Source organism: Geobacter sp. (assembly GCF_030834625.1).
In the GTDB taxonomy this organism is placed as follows: Bacteria; Desulfobacterota; Desulfuromonadia; order Geobacterales; family Geobacteraceae; genus Geobacter.
Window position 1 is genome coordinate 109,216 of the sequence record NZ_JAUQXO010000044.1, and the last position, 23,533, is coordinate 132,748.

The 23,533-nt window shown below is 60.4% G+C and carries 15 protein-coding genes, 1 tRNA gene and 1 other RNA gene; 1 reads left to right on the forward strand and 16 read right to left on the reverse strand.

Features of this window, described 5'->3' with window-relative positions:
* Positions 1-51: 51 nt before the first annotated feature.
* The 16 genes from selB to RCH91_RS11560 all read right to left on the reverse strand — a co-directional run bounded on the left by selB (position 52) and on the right by RCH91_RS11560 (position 22,773).
* On the reverse strand, positions 52-1,962 hold the full coding sequence (gene selB, locus RCH91_RS11485; protein WP_306535084.1) for a selenocysteine-specific translation elongation factor: 1,911 nt from the start codon (positions 1,960-1,962) through the stop codon (positions 52-54).
* On the reverse strand, positions 1,959-5,126 hold the full coding sequence (locus RCH91_RS11490; protein ID WP_306535085.1) for a DEAD/DEAH box helicase family protein: 3,168 nt from the start codon (positions 5,124-5,126) through the stop codon (positions 1,959-1,961). Before RCH91_RS11490 ends, selB begins: the two co-directional genes overlap by 4 nt.
* A gap of 5 nt (positions 5,127-5,131) precedes the next feature.
* On the reverse strand, positions 5,132-8,197 hold the full coding sequence (locus tag RCH91_RS11495; protein WP_306535086.1) for a site-specific DNA-methyltransferase: 3,066 nt from the start codon (positions 8,195-8,197) through the stop codon (positions 5,132-5,134).
* A 50-nt stretch (positions 8,198-8,247) separates the two neighbouring features.
* Positions 8,248-9,087 (reverse strand): type II TA system antitoxin MqsA family protein, encoded by an 840-nt coding sequence (locus RCH91_RS11500; RefSeq protein WP_306535087.1) that lies wholly within the window; start codon positions 9,085-9,087, stop codon positions 8,248-8,250.
* A 12-nt stretch (positions 9,088-9,099) separates the two neighbouring features.
* Positions 9,100-9,462, reverse strand: a complete 363-nt coding sequence (locus RCH91_RS11505) for a hypothetical protein (protein WP_306535088.1) — start codon at positions 9,460-9,462, stop codon at positions 9,100-9,102.
* Positions 9,463-9,643: 181 nt separating this feature from the next.
* Entirely contained in the window at positions 9,644-11,443 is a 1,800-nt protein-coding gene (locus RCH91_RS11510) for an ABC transporter ATP-binding protein (protein ID WP_306535089.1), read from the reverse strand.
* A 33-nt stretch (positions 11,444-11,476) separates the two neighbouring features.
* Complete coding sequence (locus tag RCH91_RS11515) at positions 11,477-12,478, reverse strand: tetratricopeptide repeat protein (protein WP_306535090.1); 1,002 nt, start codon at positions 12,476-12,478, stop codon at positions 11,477-11,479.
* A gap of 127 nt (positions 12,479-12,605) precedes the next feature.
* Positions 12,606-13,193 carry an ATP/GTP-binding protein gene (locus RCH91_RS11520; protein ID WP_306535091.1) on the reverse strand — a complete coding sequence of 196 codons (588 nt, stop codon included), beginning with the start codon at positions 13,191-13,193 and terminating at the stop codon, positions 12,606-12,608.
* Positions 13,194-13,212: 19 nt separating this feature from the next.
* Positions 13,213-13,704, reverse strand: coding sequence for a roadblock/LC7 domain-containing protein (locus RCH91_RS11525; RefSeq protein WP_306535092.1), 492 nt, complete (start codon positions 13,702-13,704; stop codon positions 13,213-13,215).
* Positions 13,705-13,958: 254 nt separating this feature from the next.
* On the reverse strand, positions 13,959-17,546 hold the full coding sequence (nifJ, locus tag RCH91_RS11530; protein ID WP_306535093.1) for a pyruvate:ferredoxin (flavodoxin) oxidoreductase: 3,588 nt from the start codon (positions 17,544-17,546) through the stop codon (positions 13,959-13,961).
* A gap of 59 nt (positions 17,547-17,605) precedes the next feature.
* A complete protein-coding gene (gene recR / locus RCH91_RS11535; protein WP_306535094.1) occupies positions 17,606-18,199 on the reverse strand; it encodes a recombination mediator RecR in 594 nt (197 codons plus the stop codon).
* Positions 18,200-18,446: 247 nt separating this feature from the next.
* Positions 18,447-18,761 carry a YbaB/EbfC family nucleoid-associated protein gene (locus RCH91_RS11540; protein ID WP_306535095.1) on the reverse strand — a complete coding sequence of 105 codons (315 nt, stop codon included), beginning with the start codon at positions 18,759-18,761 and terminating at the stop codon, positions 18,447-18,449.
* Positions 18,762-18,831: 70 nt separating this feature from the next.
* Complete coding sequence (dnaX, locus tag RCH91_RS11545; protein WP_306535096.1) at positions 18,832-20,595, reverse strand: DNA polymerase III subunit gamma/tau; 1,764 nt, start codon at positions 20,593-20,595, stop codon at positions 18,832-18,834.
* Positions 20,596-20,678: 83 nt separating this feature from the next.
* Positions 20,679-20,777, reverse strand: an RNA gene (gene ffs, locus RCH91_RS11550) — signal recognition particle sRNA small type.
* Between the two features lie 97 nt (positions 20,778-20,874).
* Positions 20,875-20,962 (reverse strand) — tRNA-Ser (locus RCH91_RS11555).
* 89 nt (positions 20,963-21,051) lie between these two features.
* Positions 21,052-22,773, reverse strand: coding sequence for an ABC transporter ATP-binding protein (locus tag RCH91_RS11560; protein ID WP_306535099.1), 1,722 nt, complete (start codon positions 22,771-22,773; stop codon positions 21,052-21,054).
* 493 nt (positions 22,774-23,266) lie between these two features.
* Between RCH91_RS11560 and RCH91_RS11565 the strand changes: the two genes are divergently transcribed.
* Positions 23,267-23,533, forward strand: a 267-nt coding sequence (locus RCH91_RS11565; RefSeq protein ID WP_306535097.1) for a 4Fe-4S dicluster domain-containing protein, incomplete at its 3' end; no start/stop codon positions are given.

The window sequence follows — 23,533 nt, forward strand, 5'->3', positions numbered from 1 at the left end:
ATAACGCGAGAACGGCGGTAATGCAAATCGGGAAATAACCGATGGTTACGGCTACCCCTTGCGCAGAACCCGCTTGTCACCGACCCGGATGGTGACCTTCTCCTGGTCGAAGAATTCCAAGAGGGGAATCATGAACTTGCGGGAAAGCCCCGTGATTTCGCGAAACTCCGGCGGCGTGATTTCCCTCTTTTCCTTGAGGTGGGAAATGAGTTTTCTCCGGATTTCGCCAAGGGGCTCGGGCGCGTAGAAGACGTCGCTCTTGAGCTTCACGGCCCGCCCATCCCGGGCGAGGATGTTCAGATGCTCTAGAAGCTCCTTCTCGCCACAGCGAAGCTGGTCGCACAACTCCTTCACGGTGGGAGGTTCCGCCCCCCCCCGCCCGAGGGCTGCCTCGATCCGCCCCTGGAGGCCGGCCTGGTCCACCGTCGGCTGCCCCCTGCGGCCGGGAAGCTTCACCAGCTCGCGGTCCACCACCACCTTCCCCTCCTTTTCGAGGGAGATCAGCAGCGGGGTGAAGAACCGGGGATCGCTCCGCCTGGGAAGCCGCGTCTTCAATTCCTCCTTGCCGACCCCCTCCCGAAGGGGGTTGTCGCGCAGATACCCCTCCACCTCACCCAGGAGATGGCCCTTGAGGGAGGTGAACGCCTCCCGGGAGAGAAGAATCCGGGGCTCCCGGACCACCTGTACCGCCTCGCCGGAGGAAAGGAGCGGCGCTAGGGCAGCCTCGGCCTTTCGGGCAGTGAGCCCGCTGCGGATGACTATTTCCTCGAAGGCAACGCCGGAGAGGAAGCTCCCGGCCACCAGGAGCCTGACGGTGTCCGTCTCGGCATGCTCACCGAGGGCTTGGAGGAGCGCCAACGCCTCATCGGAGCGGCGCCGGCGTCGAGGAGGCATCGGATCAAGGACCCCCCCGCCGCCGACAGTCATCGGGGGGGAATAGGAACGGAGCACGAAGGGGTCGCCGGGGAGAAGGAGTACTGGGTGCTTCAGGCGAAGCTGGACAAAGGCCGACTCACCCGGCGCAAGGGCGTCGCGGTCCAGGAGGATCACCTGGGCCGGCACCTCGTAGGTGGCGGAGTGAAGACGGAGCGTGGCCCGGTGTCGAAGTTCCCTGGGCGCTGTAGGGAGAAGATCGAGACGGGCATCAACGGCCCGGGTGACCCGGAAGACTCCCCTGGGCACCACTATGTCACCCCGCACCACCTCCGTATGCTCCACCCCCTGGAGGTTCACGGCCACCCGCTGGCCGGCGCCGGCCGCGTCACCCTTCCGGCCGTGGGTCTGGACGCCGCGCACCCGTGCCTCTCTGCCGGAGGGGAGAATCTCCACCTCGTCCCCCACCCGGATCTCGCCGGCCAGAAGCGTCCCGGTCACTACCGTGCCGAAACCGGTGACGGTGAAGACCCGGTCTACGGGGAGGCGGAATGCCCCTTCGCTCCGTTTCTCCTCCACCTGGGCGGCAAGCCGGGCCAACTCACCCTTAAGCTCATCGATCCCTGCGCCGGTCCGGGACGAAACCGGCACGATCGGAGCCTCCTCCAGAAAGCTCCCCGCCAGGTAGTCCCGCACCTCCTCGGCCACGAGGCCGAGCCACTCGGGGTCCACCATGTCGCTCTTGGTGAGGGCCACGAGCCCCTTTTTCACCCCCAGCAGCTGGCAGATCTCCAGGTGCTCCCGAGTCTGGGGCATGATCCCCTCGTCGGCGGCAATGACGAGCATCACCAGGTCCATCCCCCCCACCCCTGCCACCATGGTCCGGACGAAACGCTCGTGCCCCGGCACGTCCACAATGCCGAACTGGACACCGTCCGGCAACTCCAGGTGGGCGAAGCCGAGCTCGATGGTGATCCCCCGCTTCTTCTCCTCGGGGAGGCGGTCGGTGTCGATGCCGGTGAGAGCACGGACCAGCGATGTCTTGCCATGGTCGATGTGGCCGGCGGTGCCGAGGATAAGGTGTTTCATGGGAGGGTACCTGACACGATCATCTTGATATACGAACTGTCGCCATCACCGAAGAAAAGGATATGGGCATCGGCGTATTTTGCCTTGGTCCATTCTTCCCCGTGCCGTTTTCGGAGCTCAGAAAAGGGAGTTACTGAAAGAACATAGGCATCAAGCGTCAGGTCCCTGACCTTCGATTTCTTGAGCACCGCTGCAGCCTGATCCTGGAGTTTCTTGTGCAGATATATTTTCGGATTGATAGACGGGTGTTCTTCATTGAGCATGCCGTGCGGCTCGATGAAAACCAGACGCTGCAGCTTCCCTTCGGTGACCCAGAGGATGAAATCCGGATAAAAACCACTATTCTCGAAGAAACCTATCCCCTTTCCCCGACTCAGATTGCGCAGCAGAAACAGCTCTTTCCCTTCAAGCTCCGACGGGCTGGAATGACAGTAAACCATGAGATCCTGCACGAAACGGCGCTCACTCTCGTTGAGCCCGGGCGGAGAGGTTTTTACTGTATTGCCTTTCTGAACAAGCAGCGGCTGATAAAGATGGCGATCAAAATAGAGTGTCGGCGGTTCGGCAACCATTTCCCGATACAACCGCTTCCCCTCGTCAATCGTTTCCTTTATCCCTTCAATCAATTCAGCTTCGTTACGTGGAACTTTGACCACATAATCCTGGAAATTGGGATCATCCTTCTGCAGCGGTGCATATACCATCTGGCTGGAATCCCACCGTTGCTGCCGCAGCCGGTAGAAGCGTTCGAGATATTTCTTCAGTACGCTGCCGGCAATCGCCTGCAGCCGCACCGCTTGAGCCGTTGTCACCGGCTTCAGAAGGGTTTCGTCACAAATCAGGCCATACAACGCCGGTTCTTCGGCCGTCAGTATCTGAAGGGGGTGCTCCGGACGGATGACAAGATTATGGAATCCCTGCTCCTCCTTGTAGGCCAACATCTCCAGATAGAGCGCTTCCCAATCGAGCAAGGCCATGTGAGCTTTTCCAATCCGCCTTTCCTCTCCCGCAAGGTACGTGGCCGATTGAAACGCCCCCGTTGAACTGCCGAGCCGTTCCACCTGCACCGACATATCGAGCGTAACCCTGACTGCGCTGTTGCAACAGAGCATGAACCGTTCCGACTCGGCAAAACGACTCTCCTTGGGGAGCCGGGGAGCGATAAGTTTTTTCTTCAGAAAAGCATCGTTTCGCTTGATCGGAAGCGGCAGCTCAACCATGCCCCCGGTATCAAGCCCCTCGCGCTCCAGGTATTCCCGGAACTGGGCCATGTAATTGGCGCGAACAGCAAAGATGTTCAGTCGCTCCAGCACTTCGATACCTGAGGGATGCCCCCCTGGCAGGGCGCTGCTCCGCTTCAGGCTGTGACCCTTCCCCTGCAGGCGCACCCCGCGGCCGAAGAGCTGGATGATTTCCGACCCTTCACTGCGACCGATATTGAGGAGCCCCATATTGGTCACCCGCCAACTGTCCCAGCCCGACATGAATTTCTTGGCGCCGACGAGGATATTGATGGGAGAATCGGGCTTCTTGATGTTGTCGAACAAGGACTCGGCAATCCGGTCCTCTTCCAGTTCGATCTCCTTGCACTCCTCTTCGATCAGGGCCTTGAAGCTGGCGGTGTCGCCGATGTAAACCAGGCCAAAGTACCGCTCGGCGCCGCTGACCTTCAGACCCAGTTCGCCCGATTTTCCCTTGATGTCCCCCACATGCAGCCGACCACCGGACGAAGTCTGAAAAACCCGCTCCAGCAGATCGCGGTAAATACTTTCGCCGTCCTTGCTCCAGGCGGCAAGCTGCTTGAAACGACCGGCGAAAATGTCTACGCCGTCATCCGTGATGTCGCTCCTTCCGGCCATGATCTGTTCAATGTCCTTCTGGACCCAGTTTCGCTCGTTGCGGATAAAGGCATCGAAAAACTTCACCACCGTCAGCACGTCAGATTCTCTTGCCTGCTTGTTATCCTTGGATTTGTTGACGGTGCTGCCCACAAAGACCCAGAGGGGGTCCGCCAGATGGTAACGGAGCATCTCATCGCTGCGGGTCTGGAACGTGCGCTTCTGCTCGTAAAACGCCAGCAGGTTCGCAAGAAGCAGCATCCGGGCCTGCTCATCCGTGGTTTCCCGGCGCAGGTTCAGCACTTCGAAATCCTTGCCGAATCCGTCGCCGTAGAAATACTTGTAGGAGTAATCGAACAGGATCGCCTTGCCGTACTCCCGAGTCATGGCGTCGTCCCGGGCCGCCGTCATGGCCTGGCCGAAGGTGGCACTGTACTCGAAGGTAAAGCCGGTCTCGGCCAGCCTGTTGCGGTAGCCGATCCATTTCCCCGCCTCGCTGCTCGCCCCCTTGTGCCCCTCATCAACAAAGATGAGATTGTTCCCCTCGAACGCCTCCACCGGCACACTGACGCCGGAACCCTTTTTCTCCTCCACCAGCTTGGTAATCTCGAACACGCGTACCGTGTTCTTCGCCACGGTCGCCAGCCCGCTCTCCTCCCGGACAAAACGGGCGCACGGGATGCCAGCGAGCGTCATCTGCTCCAGGTGTTGCTGGGAAAGCCCTTCATCGGGCGTTACCAGCAGGATGTTGTCCAGGGGTTTCCTGTTGTAGTGCAGAAACTGGCGATAGTGGAAATGCATGAGGATGGTCTTGCCGCTGCCGGTCGCCATCCAGAAGGCCAGCTTGGTCAGATCTTCCGGGCCGAACTCCGGGTCCTGGGGGTCCATGACCCCTTTTCGGCTGTTGCGCCGGGAAACAAACTCGTTGAGATCCCTGCGCAGGGTCTTTTCATGGTTGAAGAGCTGGTCGAGGAGCAGTTCGGTCAGCAGCAGGGAGAGATGCTGGAAATAGCGCAGCCGGAGCGGCTCGGTGCGGTGTCGGTTGAATTGGGCCAGGTAGCTCTTGATGTTGCCATCGTAGCGGAGCAGGTCTTCACGGGAGACCAGGCATTTGCCGCGGGCCAGGATGGTCTGGGCCAGGAACGACCGGCCGGAGGTGTCGAAACCTTCCTCCACCTCACGCAGATTCTCCAGCATCGCCTTGTTATCGGCATACCCCAGCATCTGGCAGCCCCAGGCCGCCAGCACCAGGCGCTGTTCCAGCTTGACGTATTCACCGTTGCCGCGTGCGGGGGGAGCAGCAGTTGCTTTCTTCGGGCGCGCCATTTCCGTTACTCCCCGTTGAACATGCGGCGTTTGAAGACCGGATCGAGGGAGCAGGCGCCGTCAAGGAAGCTGTCGGTGTTGACGAAAACATCTTCGGCCCCGTCGCCGAGTTTCTGGTTCAGGACAAACTCCCGGTCCGCCTCGAACTCCTTTTCGCCCCATCCCCGGGTCGTGCGCCAGATGACGGCCGTTTCCCGCCCCTCGGCCTTGCCGCGGTAAACGAGGTATTTCGTGCCGTTGCTGTCGTACGCCCGGCGGGTGGCCACATGCAGGCCGATGAGGTAGTTGAAGGTCTCCGGCAGGTCCACCGGCAGCGGCTCGTCTCGACCGTGCAGGCGCAGGGTGTAGTCAAAGGGGGAATCGAGCTTCGCCACGTTCAGCAGCGTTTCGCTCTCCTTCGTCTCGAAGTCGAGCATGTAGCTGAGGACGTAGTCGTCGAATTGCAGGGCCGTCTGCTCTTCCACCGGCTGGAAGGTGATGTTGTCCAGGGCGTCTTCGTAGGATTCGAGAGTCGCATAGCAGAAGACCCCGCCTCCGTGCCAGCCAACGCTTTTGCTGACTCCGCGTTTTTCGCCATTCAAAACGTTCTTGAGGCGGGTCAATGGTTTCTCGCGGAAATATTCCCCTACCTCGATGCCGATCCACCTTCTGCCGGTTTTCGCGGCAACAGCGGCGGTCGTACCACTACCGAGAAAGAAATCCATAACAAGATCGCCGGGACTGCTTCCCATTTCGAGCAAGCGATGGATCAGCGCTTCAGGCTTCTTGCCTTTCTTCAGCTCCACACCGCCTTCGTTATGGAGGTCATTGGGCATTACGTCAAGCCAGATGTCAGAGGCTCTTTCTACAGTTCGCTTTCGTTCACCATACTGACGAACCTTATCTGAATAGAAAAGAATCATATTACCTTTTGTAAAGTAGGCATCATTATATCCTTTACGTTTTTGACAAATTACCTTACTCGGATCGGCTAAAGATTTTGCTAGCCCGACTTTTAGTTCATCGCCAACATTCTCCGGACGAACTATCGCAAGACGACAAATCTCGTCTGCATGCGCATAGACGAATTCCTCTAAAGCAGCCTCAAACCCTGCGCCGAGCTGTGCCTTGATTTTTCCCTTGGGAATGCCCTTTGATTCCGCAAAAACCTCCAACAACGGTCGGAATCGCCAATTCTGCACGTCTTGGGAACGATTCTCGATGAACTGATTGTAACGGTCATCCCGGTCCCGTTGTGCATAAACGGTATTGCCTGTCCAAGCGGGCTTGTTCTTGGCGTAAAGGAGTACGAATTCAGAAATGGTCACCACGCCTGGGTTGATCGTTTTGTGACCGGAAACGGTAGAACGCTGGACGGTAATCAAAGAAACAAAATTGCTTTCCCCGAAAATCCTGTCACAAAGCTGTCGAAGATGTGCAAGCTCTTCAGAACCGATCGAAATGGCAATGCAGCCATCCTGAGCAAGCATTGCCGCTGAGTATTTAAGGAGAGGCTCCATAAAGCCCAGCCACGACGAGTGCCTGTAAGTATCTTTATAGACGAAATCGTCGTTCTCGGTGTTGTAGGGCGGATCGATATATATGCAGGAGACCTTACCCCTGTCCTTGGATTGGGCTAAAGACAGACCATGAAAATTGTTGCCGCTGAAAAGGGTCCCCGACAAGGTTTCAGCCAAATTGTCGAACTCGGAGATCAATCGATCCTTGAAGCGGCTAGAAAAAAAAGCCGTATCCAGCACCAGAAGCGGATTCGCCTTCAAAAACTCCACCGTCAGCGGCTCGGTGTAGTCCACCTCCCCCAGCTTCCGCGCCTTGATCTCCTGGATGTGAAACAGCCGTCGCCAGTCCTCGACCTGCTCGGTGTTCTTCACGATCTCAGGGTACAGATCCTCCGGCACCCGGTCCAGGGTGACACAGTAGTTGGCCTCAGTGACGAACTTCTTCTTCTCGAACAGCCGCTTCTGGAACTCCTCGATCTGCGCCACGAAAGCGATGATCTTCAGGCCGATGGCCTTGATGGTCCCCATGAGCTGAAACCACCCGTCGGCCCGCGCTTCGCCCCCGGCTTCCAGCTCGTCGAGGTTCAGCACCTCGTTCTTCAGGTAGAAATCCAGCTCCCGCTCCAGGAACCCTTTCAGATCCTTGTGGATGAAGAAGTCGGAGCTGTTCTTGCGGGTGTAGGCTCGCAGGTGGTGGACCAGGAGCCCCACCGGGTTGCCGTCGCTGTCCTTGCGCTTCTCGTGGAGCAGGGCGGCCAAGGCATCCGGGTTCTTCTTCGCCGCCTTGATAATCTCCAGCTCCGCCTCATCCAGCAGGGCCTCCTGGGCCTTGGTCTTGCCGAACGTTTTCTCTTCCTCGGGGGTGAGGGGCCGGTATTCAAAGGGAATGCTCAGGGTGTGCGCCTGTTCGTCCAGCCCTAGATCGGCCGTGCGCGGCACGAAAAACCGCTTGGCCCCCTTGACGTTGTTCCGCTCCACGTCGGCGTTGCGCAGATTGAAGCGGACCGTCCAGCCGCCGTGCTTATAGCTGTAATCGGTGAAGTTCTCGCCGGTCTTGATGTAGTACTGGTCGCTGTTGGCCCAGTGGAGATGGACCTCTTCGCCGTTGTAGGGGATGGCGTACTTGTCGCGCCGGGAATAGCGGCGAAGGGACATGAAATCCCCCTCGTCGTAGTAACGGCTGAAGAAGGTGTAGAGGTGGTTGAAGACCTCCGCTTCCCGCTGGGGGCGGGACTTGACCGACCGTGTCTGTTGCCGGAGCGTCTGATACTGCTTGCCGCGCGGGGTTTGCCGATACGCTTCGCCCAGGTTCCCCTCGGCGTCCAGCGCCTCGGCGCCGAAGTTCTCCCTGATCTGGGCCGCCACTTCTTCCAGCTGGTGCACCAGACCCGTTTCCTGGGCCATGGCACCGATCGAAAGCTCCATGGCCACGGCATCGAGCAGGTCCTTCTCGATGAACCGGTCGATGACGGCCCGTTTGTGGTTCATGATGCGGTATATGCCAAAATCAAGCTCGGCGCAGTCGAACTGAAAGAGCTTTCGAAGCAGTTCCTGAAATTTGGTGCGGGGCATGGATGTGGAATCTCCTGTATTCAGTGCAATCGAAACCGGGCTGGCTTGCCTCAGTGGTCAGTTTGCTTATCCATCTCAGTCAACCCTACGGCGTCGGTGTAAGGGATGATCGCCCCCGTGGCCCGTTGCTTCCAGATTTTCTCGCGATGCGCCGCGTCATAGACAGCCTTGTTGGTGCGAAATGCCCTGGCGACGGCGGCGATGATCGCTTCTTCCTTGGGAGTGAGAGGAAGAGCGCCGGCCGGATCGGATTTGAGGATTTCGTCCACCAGGTCCCGGTAGTTGTTCAACTGCGGCCCCATCGGCAGGGCGGCGTAGGTTGCGCCGGTGATGCTGCGCCCGAGGTCGCGGAAGGCTGCCATGTCGGCGTACCAGAGGTACTTGGCGGCATAGAGCATGCGGTCGTTCTTCTTAAGCAGTGGACGGTCGAGTTGCCTGGCGAAGGTGTCGAGCACCAGCCGGATGCGGGGAATAGAAAAATCCCGATGGCCAGTATGCTCGTTGCAGGGATGGTCAACCAGCAAGGTGCGCAACAGGGTATCCATGGACTTGCTCTGAATGACGCCGGTTTCCCAGCGCTTGATGCTTGCAATGCCAACTTCCAGGGCATCGGCTAGGGCCTGTTGTGACATACCCTTTTCTTGTCGCAGTTTGCGGATATCCGCGCCGCTAAGCAGGCCGACGGCATTGCGGTAGGCATCCGCCATGCGCTCCTGCAGGGCAGCGGCATCCGCCACGTCCGCCAGTTCCAGCCCACATGCTTCACAGCGGTGCATGGCAGCGGTGTAACTGACCGTGACCCCTTTGATCTCGGTGCTCTTCTCCACTTGTGTCCGGCGCGCAATACCCTGGCACTGCGGACACGTCAAAGTCGTATTGTTCCTGCTCATGGCGAACCTCTCTTACCCCCTCGTGCCCCTGCTGGGATGCAGCGACACCAGAAAAAACCAATTCTCGTGCAAAGCGAACTTGTAGTAGATGTACGGAGTAAACCGTGGACAGGTTACCGAAAAGGCCCAGAGTTCAAGGCTCTTGATGCGGGTTTCGTATGACTTTGCCGGCGGTCTGTTGCCGGCGTAATGCTCCGGGCCGGTGCAGTTCAGCAGGTCGAGCAGCACCGTCTGCAGTTCACTGAGAGGATAGTCAAGTTCGATGGCGTCAGCAGCAATGACTACTGGCTCGACAAGGAGAATCCGGTTGGCGTGAACACACTGCAAGGCTGTCTTCAGTTTGCCGGTCAATTCCTTGTGGCTCGGCCTTGCCATGGGAGTCTTTACCTTCCATTCAGTACGCTCCGCGAAAAGGATAATGACATCTCACGGCATACAATATATTGGTATCAATTGATACCATTGTCAATCAACTTTTCAGTCCCACGTCTGGTGACCTGTACACTTCACCCGTGGTCGCACTCTACTGACCCACCAGCACACGGGTAGTTACGCTTCACAACTCCCTGAATTGCAGCTTATGCAGCCGCGCGTAGACACCCCCGGCAGCCAGGAGCTCCCGGTGGGTGCCCTCTTCTGCCTTTTCACCCCGATGGATGACGGCGATCCGGTCGGCATCCTGGACCGTGGAGAGGCGGTGGGCCACCACCAGTGAGGTCCGGCCCGCCATGAGCGCCCGGAGTCCCTCCTGGATGAGCCTCTCTGACTCGCTGTCAACGCTGGAGGTGGCCTCGTCAAGCACAAGGATCTCCGGGTCGAAGGCCACGGCCCGGGCAAAGGAGATGAGCTGCCGCTCGCCGGCAGAAAGGTTCACCCCCCGCTCCCGCACCTCCTCATCGTACCCCTTGGGCAGAGCCCGGATGAAACGGTCGGCCCCCACGAGCCGGGCCGCATCCTCCATCCGGGCTGCAGCCCCCTGGTCCCCCAGGGAGATATTGAACCCGATGGTCCCGGTGAAGAGATAGGGCTCCTGGAGGACCACGCCGATTCGGCGCCGGAGTTCGGGAAGCGGCATCTCCCGGATGTCGGTGCCGTCGAAGCGGATGCTCCCCCGGGTCACATCGTAGAAACGGGAGAGGAGCCGGGTGACCGTGGTCTTGCCGCCACCGGTCTCGCCGACCAGCGCCACCTTCTCGCCGCGCTGGATGGTGAGGTCGATCCCCCTGAGGACATAATCCTCATCCTTGTAGGCGAACCAGACGTCGCGAAAGGCAATGGTGTCGACTACCCCCTCACCCGGCCTTCGGCCATCCTCTCCCCGGAGGAGAGGGGCTGGCGGGGAGAGGGAGCCGTCCTTCTCCGTGTCCAGCAGGTTGAATATCCGCTCCAGGGCCGCCATGGCCCCCTGCATGATAGAGTACTTGGCCGAAAGGTCCCGGATGGGGCCGAAGAACTTCTCGATATACTGGATGAATGCCACCAGGGCCCCGAAGGTGAGGGCTCCGCTGACGATCTCCCCACCGCCGTACCAGACGATGAGCCCCACGGCCACGGAGGAGAGGGTCTCCACCAGGGCGTAGAGGGAGGCGTCCCAGGTGATGACCGGCAGGTTGGCGTCCCGGTAGGCGGCGTTGAGCCGGGTGAACTCCCGCCTTTCGGTCTCCTGCCGGTTGAAGAGTTGGACCACCGCCATGCCGCCGATGGTCTCGGCCAGGAAGGTGTTGAGATTCGCCAGCCGCGCCCGCACCTCCCGGAAGGCCTTGCGCATCCTGACCCGAAAGGTGAAGGCGACCCAGATGAGCACCGGAAGGACCGCGAAGGTTACCAGCGACAGCTTCAGGTTCATCCAGAGCATGACGCCGACGATCCCGGCCAGGAAGAGAATATCCCCAACCACCGTGATGATGCCGGCGGCGAACATCTCGCCGAGAACCTCCACGTCGCTGGTGAGCCGGGTAACGAGGCTGCCGGTGGGGGTCCGGTCGAAAAAGGAGACCGGGAGCCGCTGGACGTGACCGAAGAGGTCCATGCGCAGGTCGAACATCACCTTCTGCCCCAGATACTGGAGAAGCCAGACCTCAACGAAGGTGATGAGCGATTCGGCGAGGATCAGGGCGAGAAACCCGGCCGCCACCAGCGGCAGCCCTTCCATCCTCCCGGTGACGATGTGTTCGTCGATGGCCACCTTCATGAGCCACGGCTGAGCCAGCCGTGCCGCCGCCGAGAGAGGGAGGAGGCAGAGGGCGGCCACGGCCGTCCACCGGTAGGGGAGCACATAGCGGATAAACCGCACCATGAGCCTGCCGTCGTAGGCTTTGCCGATTATCTCATCTTCGTAGGTACCGCCGAAATGCATAGCCCATTGCCTGAGTGAACTCCCAACCGCGCGCTACGGGCGCCGGGGAGGGCTGACGAACGATGCCTTCGATCGGTATGAATCCCATGTACCGATGGCGCCGCTGAGGAGTCTCACGCTGCAGCGAAGCTCTTGCCCGATGCCAGCGTCGTTCTTTACCCTGAACACCACCGGGTATTCCAGGACCTGTCCCGGCCCAATGGAGACATTGTCGAGGACGAGCGCCCCGCCCCCCTCGTTGCGGAATCCCCCCTTGGCGAAGTCGACAGGCTCGTACTCCCCGTCGGGGAACATGAGCCGCAGGGCTATCCCCTCGGCCCTGCCCGAACCAACATTGAGGAGGGTAACGAGATACTCGACCTGCTCGCCCGGATAGAGATCCGTCTTGTCCGGCTTGACCACGGCCCTCAGCAGCGGCCCGGAGAACTCCGCTCCTGCTCCGGAAGCACCCCTCAAACTGCTGGAGGCTGTCGGAGCCGGGCGCGTCGGTGCGTTCGCGCGAACACGCTTCTCCCTCTGCACGGCCAGGCTCCGCTCGGCCTTCTCGTGGACAGCCTTCTCCGCGGCCACACTGGCCCTCCCATACTCAGGAGCGGCACTGACGGCAGCCAACTCCCCCACCGGCAGGACGTCCAGATCATCATCACCGCGCGAAAGCTTCTCTCCCCTACGGTAGCGAGCCACGAGACCCAGAAGCTCCTTTTCCGCCTTGTCCGTAAGGGATGTGCCGGGATATTCCTGGAGGAGCCGTGCCATGGCCTGGGCAGCCTCCTCCTGGTTCCCCGTTCTGAAATGGGCGCGGGCGAGATAAAAGAGGGCCAGCTCGCGAAGCTTTGTTCCGGGGTAGACTTCCAGAAGGTGGCTCAGGGCACGGGTCGCCCCCTTGCTGTCTCCCCCTGAAAAGGCCTCAAAGCCGGTAGTGAACAGGCGCGAATCGTCGGCACCGGTTCCCGGCGTGCCTGCAAGGAGCAGCAGAACGGTCACCCCAGGCAGGATGCACTTTGCGTCTTTGCCCAAACGCCTCAGTTTTTTCATACCGACTCCTCCGCGCACAAACCGCCGGCGGCCGCCATTCTACGTCATTTTACCGGCAGACAAAACAAAAAAGCCCATGGCATTGCCATGGGCCGCAAACTACGGATCAGATCGAAGCGTTGCCGCCTCATCGCCCTTTTTTGAGGTCAATGAGGATCAGTTTGGCAACCGCCTTCAGGGTTTCGAAAACCCCTTCGCCGGTGGAGGCGCACGCCTCGAAGTCGGGAACTCCCGTGGGGTTCAGCTCCCGTCTCAATTCGTCCACTGAGAGAACTTCCGGCAGGTCCCGCTTGTTGTACTGGACCACGTAGGGAAGCTTGTCCAGGTCGTACCCCTGCTCTCTCAGGTTGATGCGGAGATTGTCCAGGGATTCAACATTGGCATCCATCCGCTCCTCCTGGGAGTCGGCCACGAAGACCACACCGTCCACCCCCTTGAGGATCAATTTGCGGGAAGCGTCGTAAAATACTTGCCCGGGAACCGTGTAAAGGTGGAAGCGGGTCTTGAAGCCGCGAATCTCGCCAAGGGCCAGGGGAAGAAAATCGAAAAAGAGGGTCCGCTCAGTTTCCGTGGCGAGGCTGATCATCTTCCCCTTCGCCTCGGGAGCGGTCTTCTGGTAGATATACTGGAGATTGGTGGTCTTGCCGCAGAGGCCAGGACCGTAGTAGACGATCTTGCAGTTTATCTCGCGCGATGCGTAGTTTATGAAGGACATCCGCCGTACCCCCGGACCGTCAGCTGAAGAGATTGTCGATGTCGTCGTCGGTGATCTCGGCGAAGGGGAACTCCTGGATGCCGCTGCGTTCCTTCTCCTCGGCCTTCCTCATGAGACTGTCGAAGATAGTGGTCAACTCCTCCGATGCCTTCTTGACCCGGAGCCTGACCAGCCCCAAGGACGACCGGCTGTCGAAGAGGACCACGAGAATCACCCGCCCACCGACGATGGAGATATGGAGGTTGTCCTTCTCCCCCTCGTGGAAGAGGATGGAGAATTCCTTTTCACCAATCAGCTTGGCAAGACCGCCGGTGGCGGCGATGTTTCCCGCGGTGAGGGATGCCAGGGAGGTTGTGTCGAACCGCTCGGTCTCGCCGCACCCGGAAATGAGCTGGCCGTTCTTGTCGACCAGAAAGATCACCTTGGCGTTCGCCTCCCGGAGAAGCTTCTCAATCGCAAGATTGATCTGCCTGAACTCCTCATCGTACATCACCATCTGAGGACCTGCCATGTATGCACCCCTTCGCCGGGCTGTGGAATTTTCACCGATACCGGATGGGTTATAACAAAAATTTGACACACGTTCAAGAAGAGAAAACAGCGCGGAACATGTGTCCTGTGGTACGTGCCCAGTTATCCCGACCAACATCCTCCGGGTAACTTTGCAATAACAGAGCCATTAGCCAGAACCCGGGCCGCCATCCACGAAAAAAGCCCCGGCACTCTTGACCGGGGCTTTTTTCGTGGGTGAAGCCTTGTTCGCTGCTACTTCTCGCAGGTGTCCTCGAAGTTGAGGGACGCCAGCTTCTGATAGTAGCTGAAGTGGGCCTTGGACCATGCTTCCGCCTTCTTCATCAGCTCTTCGTACCCCTTCGGGTTGTTCTTCTTGAGGACGCGGTAACGGTTCTCGCTATTCACGTACTCGCCGAAGCCAATGGTCGGCGCCTTGCTGTCAAGCTGCAGCGGGTTCTTGCAGTCGGCGGCCAGCATCGGGTTGTAGCGGTACAGGGGCCAGTAACCGGACTGAACAGCCCGCTTATTGGCATCGACACCCTTGGTCATGTCGATGCCGTGGGCGATGCAGTGGGAGTAGGCGATGATGAGCGACGGCCCGTCATAGGCCTCTGCCTCCAGGAACGCCTTGATGCACTGGGCCGGATTGGCGAGGGATACGGTTGCCACGTAGACCGATCCGTATGCCATGGCCATCATCCCCAGATCCTTCTTGGATACTGCCTTGCCGCCGGCCGCGAATTGGGCGACTGCGCCCATCGGAGTAGACTTGGATGCCTGGCCGCCAGTGTTGGAGTAAACCTCGGTGTCGAGAACCAGCAGGTTGATGTTCTTGCCGCTGGCGATGACGTGGTCGAGGCCGCCGTAGCCGATGTCATAGGCCCAGCCGTCGCCGCCGATGCACCAGACGGACTTCTTGACCAGGTAATCGACCACGGTGAGGAGTCGCTTGGCCTCCGGCTCGGGGCAGCCGGCAAGAGCCTTCTTCAGCTCTGCCACCCGGCCGCGCTGGGCCTCGATGCCCGCCTGGTTGGACTGATCGGCACCCTTGATCTCGTTCATGAGGGGTACCGCGCTCGTGCAGGAAGAGCAGGAGCAGGAAGACGAGAGCTTGTCGATCAGCTCAAGGGCCATGGCGTTGAACTTGTCCACGGCCAGCCGCATGCCGAAGCCGAACTCGGCATTGTCCTCAAACAGGGAGTTGGACCAGGCCGGACCAAGCCCGTCGGCCCGCTTGGCGTAAGGGGTGGTCGGCAGGTTGCCGCCGTAGATGGAGGAACAGCCGGTGGCGTTGGCAATAACTGTCCGGTCGCCGAAAAGTTGGGTCAAAAGCTTCAGGTACGGGGTCTCGCCGCAGCCGGCGCAGGCGCCGGAGAACTCGAACAGCGGGCGGACCAGCTGGGAGCCGCGGACGGTGTCCAGTTTGGCCATGGTGGGGTCCACGTCGGGGATGGTGAGGAAGAAGTCCCAGTTCGCCACTTCCTGGGCCCGGAGGGGAGGCTGGAATGCCATGTTGATGGCCTTGTGGTTCGGGTCTTCCTTGCTCTTGGCCGGGCAGTTGTGGACGCAGGCACCGCAGCCGGTGCAGTCTTCCGGCGCCACCTGGACGGTGAGCTTCTGTCCCTTGAACTCAGGGACCTTGCAGTCGACGGACTTAAAGGAGGCCGGAGCGCCGGCAAGAGCCGAGGCTTCGTAGGCCTTCATCCGGATGACGGCGTGGGGGCAGACGAAAGAACAGATACCGCACTGGATGCAGAGCTGCTCGTCCCACACCGGGATATCCACGGCGATGTTTCGCTTCTCGAACTGAGCCGTGGCCGTCGGGAAGGTGCCGTCGGCCGGCATCCTGGAAACCGGCAGATCGTCGCCAAGGCCGGCGATCATCGGGGCGGTGGTCTCCTGGACGAACTGGGGCGCCTTGGGACTGACGACCGGGGGCTTCGTGATGGTGCTGGTGGCCTTCTCCGGCACCTTCACCTCGTAGAAGTTGTTGAGGCCGGCGTCGACTGCTTTGTTGTTCATCGCGACAACAGCTTCACCCGCCTTGCCGTAGGATTTCTTGATGGCATCCTTGATCTCGGCAACGGCCTGCTCCAGCGGAATGATGTTGGAGATCTTGAAGAAGGCGGTCTGCATGATGACGTTGATGCGGGGTCCGAGGCCGATCTCGTTGCCGAGCCGCACGCCATCGATCACGTAGAATTTGAGCTTCTTGTCGATGATCTGCTGCTGCACGTCGGTGGGGAGCTTGTCCCAGATCTCGTTGGCCTCGAAGGGAGCATTGAGGAGGAAGGTGGCACCCTGCTTGGCCCGGGCCAGCATGTCGTACTTCTCCACGAAGGCATAGTTGTGACAGGCCACGAAGTCGGCCTCCTGCACCAGATACGGCGCGCGGATGTAGTTCTTGCCGAAGCGCAGGTGCGAGGTAGTCATGGAGCCGGCCTTCTTGGAGTCGTAGACGAAGTAGGCCTGGGCGTTGTTGTCTGTCATCTCGCCGATGATCTTGATGGAGTTCTTGTTGGCGCCAACAGTGCCATCGGAGCCGAGGCCGAAGAACATGGCCTGGTAGGCCCCTTCCATGGGGTTGAAGAAGGACGGATCGCAGGGAAGGCTGCTGTTGGTGACGTCCTCGGTGATGCCGACCACGAAGTTTCTCTTCGGCTTGGCGGCGGAAAGGTTATCGAACACCGCCTTGGCCTGGGCCGGGGTGAACTCCTTGGAGCCGAGACCGTAACGGCCGCCGACGATAACCGGATAACCGTCGAACTGGCACTTCCCGTCGGCCATGGCCTCACCGATGGCGGTACGGACATCCATGTAGAGGGGCTCGCCCAGGGCGCCGGGTTCTTTGGTCCGGTCGAGGACGGCGATCTTCTTGGCGGTCTTCGGCAGCGCGGCGATGAAGGCGTCGATGGGGAACGGCCGGTAGAGGTGGATCTTCACCACGCCGATCTTCTCTCCCTTGGCGGTCAGGTTCTCCACAGTCTCCTGCACCGTGTCGGCGCCGGAACCCATGATGACGATGACCCGGTCGGCGTCGGGAGCACCCACATAGTCCACCAGCTTGTACTGGCGGCCCGTGATCGTGGCGAACTTGTTCATCTCCTCTTCGACGATCTCGATACATTTCGGGTAGAAGGAGTTCACCGTCTCGCGACCCTGGAAGTAGACGTCGGGGTTCTGGGCGGTGCCGCGCATGACGGGGTGGTCCGGAGAAAGGCCGCGGGCCTTGTGGGCCGCGATCAGCTCGTCGTCCAGCATGGCACGCATGTCGTCAAAGGTCAGCTCTTCGACCTTCAGGACCTCGTGGGAGGTGCGGAAGCCGTCGAAGAAGTGGAGGAACGGCACCCGGGAGCGGAGCGTGGCGGCCTGGGCGATCAGGGCGAAGTCCATGACCTCCTGGGAGTTGTTGGAGCAGAGCATGGCCCAGCCGGTGGAACGGCACGACATGACATCGGAATGGTCGCCGAAGATGGAGAGGGCCTGGGCCGCGATGGCGCGGGCCGAGACGTGGAAGACCGTGGAGGTCAGCTCGCCGGCGATCTTGAACATGTTCGGGATCATCAGAAGCAGGCCCTGGCTGGCCGTGAAGGTGGTGGTCAGAGCCCCCGCCTGGAGCGCACCGTGGACAGCACCGGCGGCGCCGCCTTCCGACTGCATCTCGACGACCGATGGTACGGTCCCCCAGATGTTTTTCTCCCCCATGGCGCTCTTGATGTCAGAGATCTCTCCCATGACCGATGACGGGGTGATGGGGTAGATGGCGATCACCTCGTTGGTGGCGTGGGCCACGTGGGCGGCCGCGGTGTTGCCGTCGATGGTAACCATGTTGCGACTCATGCTCTCCTCCTCTGGGATAAATACGAAACAGCATTGAACTGTCGTCGTTTCACGTTGTCCTACAATTCGCTCCGTCCCTCAAGGGCCCGCTGCACCGTGGCCGCGTCCACATACTCCAGGTCGCTCCCCAGCGGAATCCCGTGGGCAAGCCGCGTGACCCTGATGCCGAGGGGCTTGATCTGCCGCGCGAGATAGAGGGCAGTCGCCTCCCCCTCAACGGAGAAGTTGGTGGCGATGACCACCTCCCGCACCGTCCCCCCTTCGAGCCGCCGCATCAGCTCGGCAATCCGAAGTCTATTGGGAGTTACTCCGTTCAGGGGCGACAGAGCCCCTTGAAGGACATGGTAGCGCCCTCTGAAGGCCCTGGTCCGCTCCACCGCCAGGAGATCCTGAGGCTCCTCAACGATACAGAGAGAGGTGTCATCCCGGTCGCTGGTGCAAAGCCTGCAGGGATCCTCCTCGGTGATACCGAAGCAAACGGAACAGAACCGTACCCGGGCAAGCACATCACCGAGACTGTCGGCCAGCGCAGCTGTGTTCTCCGGGGATTTCAGCAGATGAAAGGCGAGCCGCAACGCGGTTTTCCCGCCGACACCGGGCAATTTCTGCAGCTCTGCAAGGAGCCGCGCAAATGAGTTTGACGACTGTAGCATAGTTCGCGCCGAAGATAAAACAATTTTTTATTAAAACGAAAATAAAACTTTTTACTTTTGGTAAATTTTCGCCTGTTTTTGCGATTGCCACTAAAGATATTTTAGCAATACTAAAAAATTTACAGGGTCAGTGCCCCATACCCTATCGCTTGAGATACACAAATCAAGCATGGTTTTCATTGATGCCCCTTTAGATGTAAAGGGGGGCGGCACCCATCCGGCTGCCGCCCCCCTGAAAAGCCGCCTGCTAGAAGAGGCCGGGGATATTGAGCCCCCCGGTGATCTTTCCCATCTCCTCGGAAAATTGCGACTGAACCTTCTTGAGAGCTTCGTTCACCGCCGCAACGATCAGATCCTGGAGCATCTCCACATCGTTCGGATCGACCGCTTCCGGCTTGATGGTCAGCGAAAGAAGCTGGTTCTTACCGCTCACCACCGCGGTCACCGCGCCTCCGCCCGCTGCTGCCTCGGCAGTCTGCTTCGCCGCCTCCTCCTGCAGCTTTGCCATCTTCTGCTGCATCATCTGGGCCTGCTTCATGATACCTGCCAAACCTTTGGACATCTGTTCCTCCGTGGTTTCGTGGAATAGGCTTTACTCTTGGTCAAAGAGTTTTGCTGAAATTAAAACGACGTTACTGCGATTCTTTCCGCCCCAAGGGGACAACCTCCGCAAGAGTGCCGCCAAAGACATCCAGCGCTTCGGAAACCGCAGGGTGGGACGTGGCGGCCTGCTTCAGGTCGGACTGTCGCCGCTCATCCTCAGCCCTTTTTTTTTCCAGGAGATTGGGGGGGGCCTCCCCTGTGCCGGGTGAAAGGGAGCGCAGGACAATGGCCGGGTCAGCCTTGAAGAACTGGAGGGCCAGCTCCTTCAGGGCGGCCTGGGAGTCGCTGTCCTTGAGGCTCGAAAGGGCAAAAGCTCCTTCGGGGAAACCGATCTCCAGACGTTCTGCCGTGACGGCGAGGGGGCTCCCCTGTTCGAGCATAGACCCGAGCCGAGGCTTTCCCCCCTTGACGTAGACGACGAAATCGGCCCAGTCATCACCGGTCCGGCGCGGCTCCGGCGCCGGTTGTGGCCCGCGGCGGTGAGAAGGGGGAGTGGAAGACGCCGTCGGTGCCGCCGGCCGCTCGACAGGCTGCGGGGGCGAAGTCGGCGTCGACGCAGGACGATCGGAAGCCCCAGCAGGGGGGGAAACAACGGGAGACGCCGGCGGTGTTGCCCGCCACTGGGCACGGGCATCGGCAACACCGCTTCCCCCAACCTCTTCGATCTTTTTCAGCCGCTCCAGGAGCTCGTCCACCGGCACCGCCGGCGCAAGGGTCGCCATCCTGACAAGGGCCATCTCCAGGACGAGCCGGGGGAAGGATGTGTGGGCAAGCTCCCCATCCGCGCGCAACAGTATTGACAGGTGCCGCTGGAGATCGTCGAGTGGGGCGCCATCGGCCTGCTGCCGCAGGGCCGCCAGTTCCGCCTCCGAAAGATCGAGGAGATCGTTGACATCACCGACCGCCTTGAGGATCAGCAGGTTGCGGAGATGGTCGATCAGTTCGCCGCAGAACTGGCGCACGTTGTAGCCGAACTCGTCCACCCGGGCCACGATGCCGAGGGCCGCCCTGGTGTCCCGGTCGAAGATCGCCGCCGTGGCGTCCATCAGAAGTCGCCGATCCACGACCCCCAGGAGACTCACAACCTCCTCATCCCGCACCTGGTCGCCGCAGAAGGCGAGAACCTGGTCGAGCACCGACAGGGAGTCGCGCATACTCCCGTCACCCTTGCGGGCCACCATGGTAAGGGCAACATCGCTGATAGCGATCCCCTCCTGCTCCACGATGTGGCGCAGCCGCCCAACCACCTTCCCCAGCGGAATCCGCCGGAAGTCAAAGCGCTGGCAGCGGGAAAGGATGGTGATCGGCACCTTGTGGGGCTCGGTGGTGGCAAAGATGAACTTGACGTGGGGAGGGGGCTCCTCGAGGGTCTTCAACAGGGCGTTGAAGGCGTTCGTGGAGAGCATGTGGACTTCGTCGATGATGAAGATCTTGTAGCGGAGCCGCGACGGGAGGTACTTGACGTTCTCCCGCAGTTCCCGGATGTCGTCGACGCCGGTGTTGGAGGCGCCGTCGATCTCGAGGACATCCACGGCGGTGCCGGCGGTGATTTCCGTACAGGCGGGACAGACATTGCATGGCTCGGGGCTCATCCCCTGCTCGCAGGTAAGGGCCTTGGCCAGGATGCGGGCAGAGGAGGTCTTTCCGACCCCCCGGGCACCCGTAAAGAGGAATGCATGGGCGATCCGACCCGAATCGATGGCGTTCTGCAGGGTCTGGCTGACATGCTCCTGGCCGGTCAGCTCACTGAAGGTCTGGGGGCGCCACTTACGGGCAAGAACGAGATAGGACAAGGGATCAACACCTCACGACGCGATAGGATGCTGCGTGCTCGGAAAGGGGGGAGGGGTAAAACGGGGGCGTTGCGGGCACAACTGATAGCTGGGCTTCCCCGCGGCACACGGTGTCAGTTACTGCCGTTGCTTCCTTCCGGACCTGGCGGGGTTCATAACCTACCGTTGCGCGGGACCCAGCTATCAGCTCTGCCCGCAAAAGCTGCTCGGCCCGGAACTGAGTGTCCGGGCCTCGAATTTATATCACACAAGCCCCGACGGACTTGTCAATTTTGATTATGGCGGAGAGAGAGGGATTCGAACCCTCGGTACCTTGCAGTACACACGATTTCCAGTCGTGCTCCTTCGACCACTCGGACATCTCTCCGGAACTATGGACTATAGTATAAGCCCCCCGGTTTGTAAAGCCTCTTTTTTATCCGGTTTTTCCGCCCGTTACCGGCCAAGGGGGACCGCTCAGAGACTGGCAATCTCCTGGAGGATCTGCTGTTCTCGCCACATGGCAGCATAGAGGCCATGGCGGGCCACGAGGTCGTCGTGGCTCCCCTCTTCGGCGATGGCGCCACCCTTCAGAACGATGATCCGGTCACACTCCCGCACGGCCGAGAGGCGGTGGGATACGACGATGACGGTCCGGTCGCCCCAGTAGCCGGCAAGCCCCTTAAGGATCGCTTCTTCAGTTTGGGCATCCACGGCCGAGAGAGGATCGTCAAGAATCAGGATTGACGGATTCTTGAGCAGCGCCCGGGCAATGGCGGTGCGCTGCTTCTGCCCGCCGGAGAGGGTCACCCCCCGTTCACCCACAAGGGTATCGTAGCCGTCGGCGAAGCGGAGCACGTCCCCCTCCAGGCTCGCCAAACGGGCCGCTGCCTCAATCTCCTCCATGGTCGCCCCCTCTCTGCCGTAGGAGATATTCTCGCGCACGCTGCGTGAGAAGAGGAAACTCTCCTGGGGAACGAAGCCAATGGCATCCCTGAGCTGGGCCAGCGGGATCCGGTTGATGTCTACTCCGTCGAGGAAAATCTGGCCGTCCGGAACCGGGTAGAGCCTGGCCAGCAGGCGGACCAGGGTCGATTTGCCGCTCCCAACCGGCCCCACAATTCCCAGCCGGATGCCGGCGGGAATGGAGAGCGAGATGCCATCGAGGAGAGGAGACATCCCCCCCGCACTATTGTAACAAAACCGCACCCCCCGCAACTCGACCCCCCCCCGCGGGGTGCCGACATCGAATGACTCCTTCGACTCCGTGACGCGTGGGGTGGCGTCGAACACCTCGTTGAGGCGGGCCATGGACGCGGCCCCCCGCTGAATCAGGTTGAGTATCCACCCGAAGATGATTGTGGGCCAGACCAGCATGGCCAGATAGCCGTTGAAGGCGACGAAGTCCCCGAGGGTCATGGCGCCGTCGATGACCCTCTGCCCCCCCATGAAGAGGACAATGAGCGTGCCGAGGGCCGAGGTGGCCGCCATAATGGGAAGCAAAAGCCCACGCAGCCGCGCCATGGCCATGTTGCGGGCCAGATAGCGGCGGCCGATTTCCTCAAAAGCGGCGACCGTCGCCTCTTCACGACAGTAGGAGCGCACCACCACGGCCGCGGCGATACTCTCCTCCGCCTGGCTCGTGAGGCGGGACAGCTCCTCCTGAGCCCGTTTGGAGTGATGGAACATCCGGCGGGTGATCCTTTTGGCGGCAATGATCATGAGAGGAAACGGGATAACGGCCCAGAGGGTCAGGGAAGGATTGATGCTCGCCATGAGGGCGATGGCGGACACGTAAACAAGGGCGGTATTGATGACGTTCAGAACCCCGAAACCGAGCAGCATACGAATGTTGGTCAGGTCGTTGGCAAAGCGGGACATGAGGTCGCCGGTCCGCTCCCCCGCAAAGTAGGGCATGTCGAGGGAGAGGAGCTTCCGGTAGAGGTCCTCGCGGATGGCGTACTCGATCCGCCGGGCCGCGTGGAGAAGCGTCGTGCGGGAAAAGATCCGGATCACGCCATGGAGAAGGGCCGCGACCATGATCGCCCCTCCGTACCAGGCAGCGGAACGGGAAGCCACACTGGGGTCCCGGAGGCTTTCCACCGCCAGCTTCAGGAGCCACGGGACCAAGAGCGCAAAGGCGTTTGTGCCCAGAAGGCAGATGGCCCCAAGGATGTAGGTCCCGCGGCATTCCCACATGTAACCGTAGAGTCGTTTGAGCTCGCCGATGGTTAGCCTCCCGGGAAGATGGTCGCTCCGGACCTTGTAATCCATTTCCGGCTCATTGTCAAAACACAGCCGGCCGACGTGGACGGCGCTGCTTCAGCAGCTCGCCGCGCCGACTGGCTCACCATTGACAAATCGACGCACCCCATTGGCACCAATAAAGTTGTCATACCGATCAATAAGCATGCATTCTTCTGCACCTGCCCACCAAAGTCACACACCGTTTTACTTTGGCGTTGACAAGACGGTCACCGCTGTGATACTTCATATTTAATAAGACTAAAAACAGGCCCCTCCCAATCCCGCCAACACAGACAATCAGGGCACGATGTTTTAGCAGCAATAAAACTCCTACTTATTTAGATGCCGAAAACTGCCCAGCGGAGCACGAATCCCCTCTCCCGCTCCGCATCAAATTTGCCGTCCCCGTTTCGCCCATCGGCCACCCCACGCCCCAGGAGGCCCCATGAAGCATTCCACAATGCGTCTTTCCACCGCGACCATGAATCTCGATTTCGTGAAGAAAGTCGAGGCCCTGTCGGGGAGCTCGGTGCGGCGCTGTTTCCAGTGCGGCAAGTGCTCGGCGGGGTGTCCCATGCGTTCGTTCATGGAGCATCCCCCCAACCGGATCGTGCGGTTTCTGCAGCTGGGGCAGTACGAGCGGGTCCTGGCGGGGCGAAGCATCTGGTACTGCGCCTCCTGCGAGACCTGCACCACCCGCTGTCCCAACAAG

Bases quoted from the DNA above. Each gene is read 5' to 3' on its own strand.
- nifJ (WP_306535093.1), bottom strand. From the start codon at position 17,546: ATGAGTCGCAACATGGTTACCATCGACGGCAACACCGCGGCCGCCCAC.
- recR (WP_306535094.1), bottom strand. From the start codon at position 18,199: ATGCTACAGTCGTCAAACTCATTTGCGCGGCTCCTTGCAGAGCTGCAG.
- RCH91_RS11500 (WP_306535087.1), bottom strand. From the start codon at position 9,087: ATGAGCAGGAACAATACGACTTTGACGTGTCCGCAGTGCCAGGGTATT.
- RCH91_RS11495 (WP_306535086.1), bottom strand. From the start codon at position 8,197: ATGCCCCGCACCAAATTTCAGGAACTGCTTCGAAAGCTCTTTCAGTTC.
- RCH91_RS11525 (WP_306535092.1), bottom strand. From the start codon at position 13,704: ATGGCAGGTCCTCAGATGGTGATGTACGATGAGGAGTTCAGGCAGATC.
- RCH91_RS11490 (WP_306535085.1), bottom strand. From the start codon at position 5,126: ATGGCGCGCCCGAAGAAAGCAACTGCTGCTCCCCCCGCACGCGGCAAC.
- RCH91_RS11510 (WP_306535089.1), bottom strand. From the start codon at position 11,443: ATGCATTTCGGCGGTACCTACGAAGATGAGATAATCGGCAAAGCCTAC.
- selB (WP_306535084.1), bottom strand. From the start codon at position 1,962: ATGAAACACCTTATCCTCGGCACCGCCGGCCACATCGACCATGGCAAG.
- RCH91_RS11505 (WP_306535088.1), bottom strand. From the start codon at position 9,462: ATGGCAAGGCCGAGCCACAAGGAATTGACCGGCAAACTGAAGACAGCC.
- RCH91_RS11540 (WP_306535095.1), bottom strand. From the start codon at position 18,761: ATGTCCAAAGGTTTGGCAGGTATCATGAAGCAGGCCCAGATGATGCAG.
- RCH91_RS11520 (WP_306535091.1), bottom strand. From the start codon at position 13,193: ATGTCCTTCATAAACTACGCATCGCGCGAGATAAACTGCAAGATCGTC.
- RCH91_RS11515 (WP_306535090.1), bottom strand. From the start codon at position 12,478: ATGAAAAAACTGAGGCGTTTGGGCAAAGACGCAAAGTGCATCCTGCCT.
- RCH91_RS11560 (WP_306535099.1), bottom strand. From the start codon at position 22,773: ATGTGGGAATGCCGCGGGACCTACATCCTTGGGGCCATCTGCCTTCTG.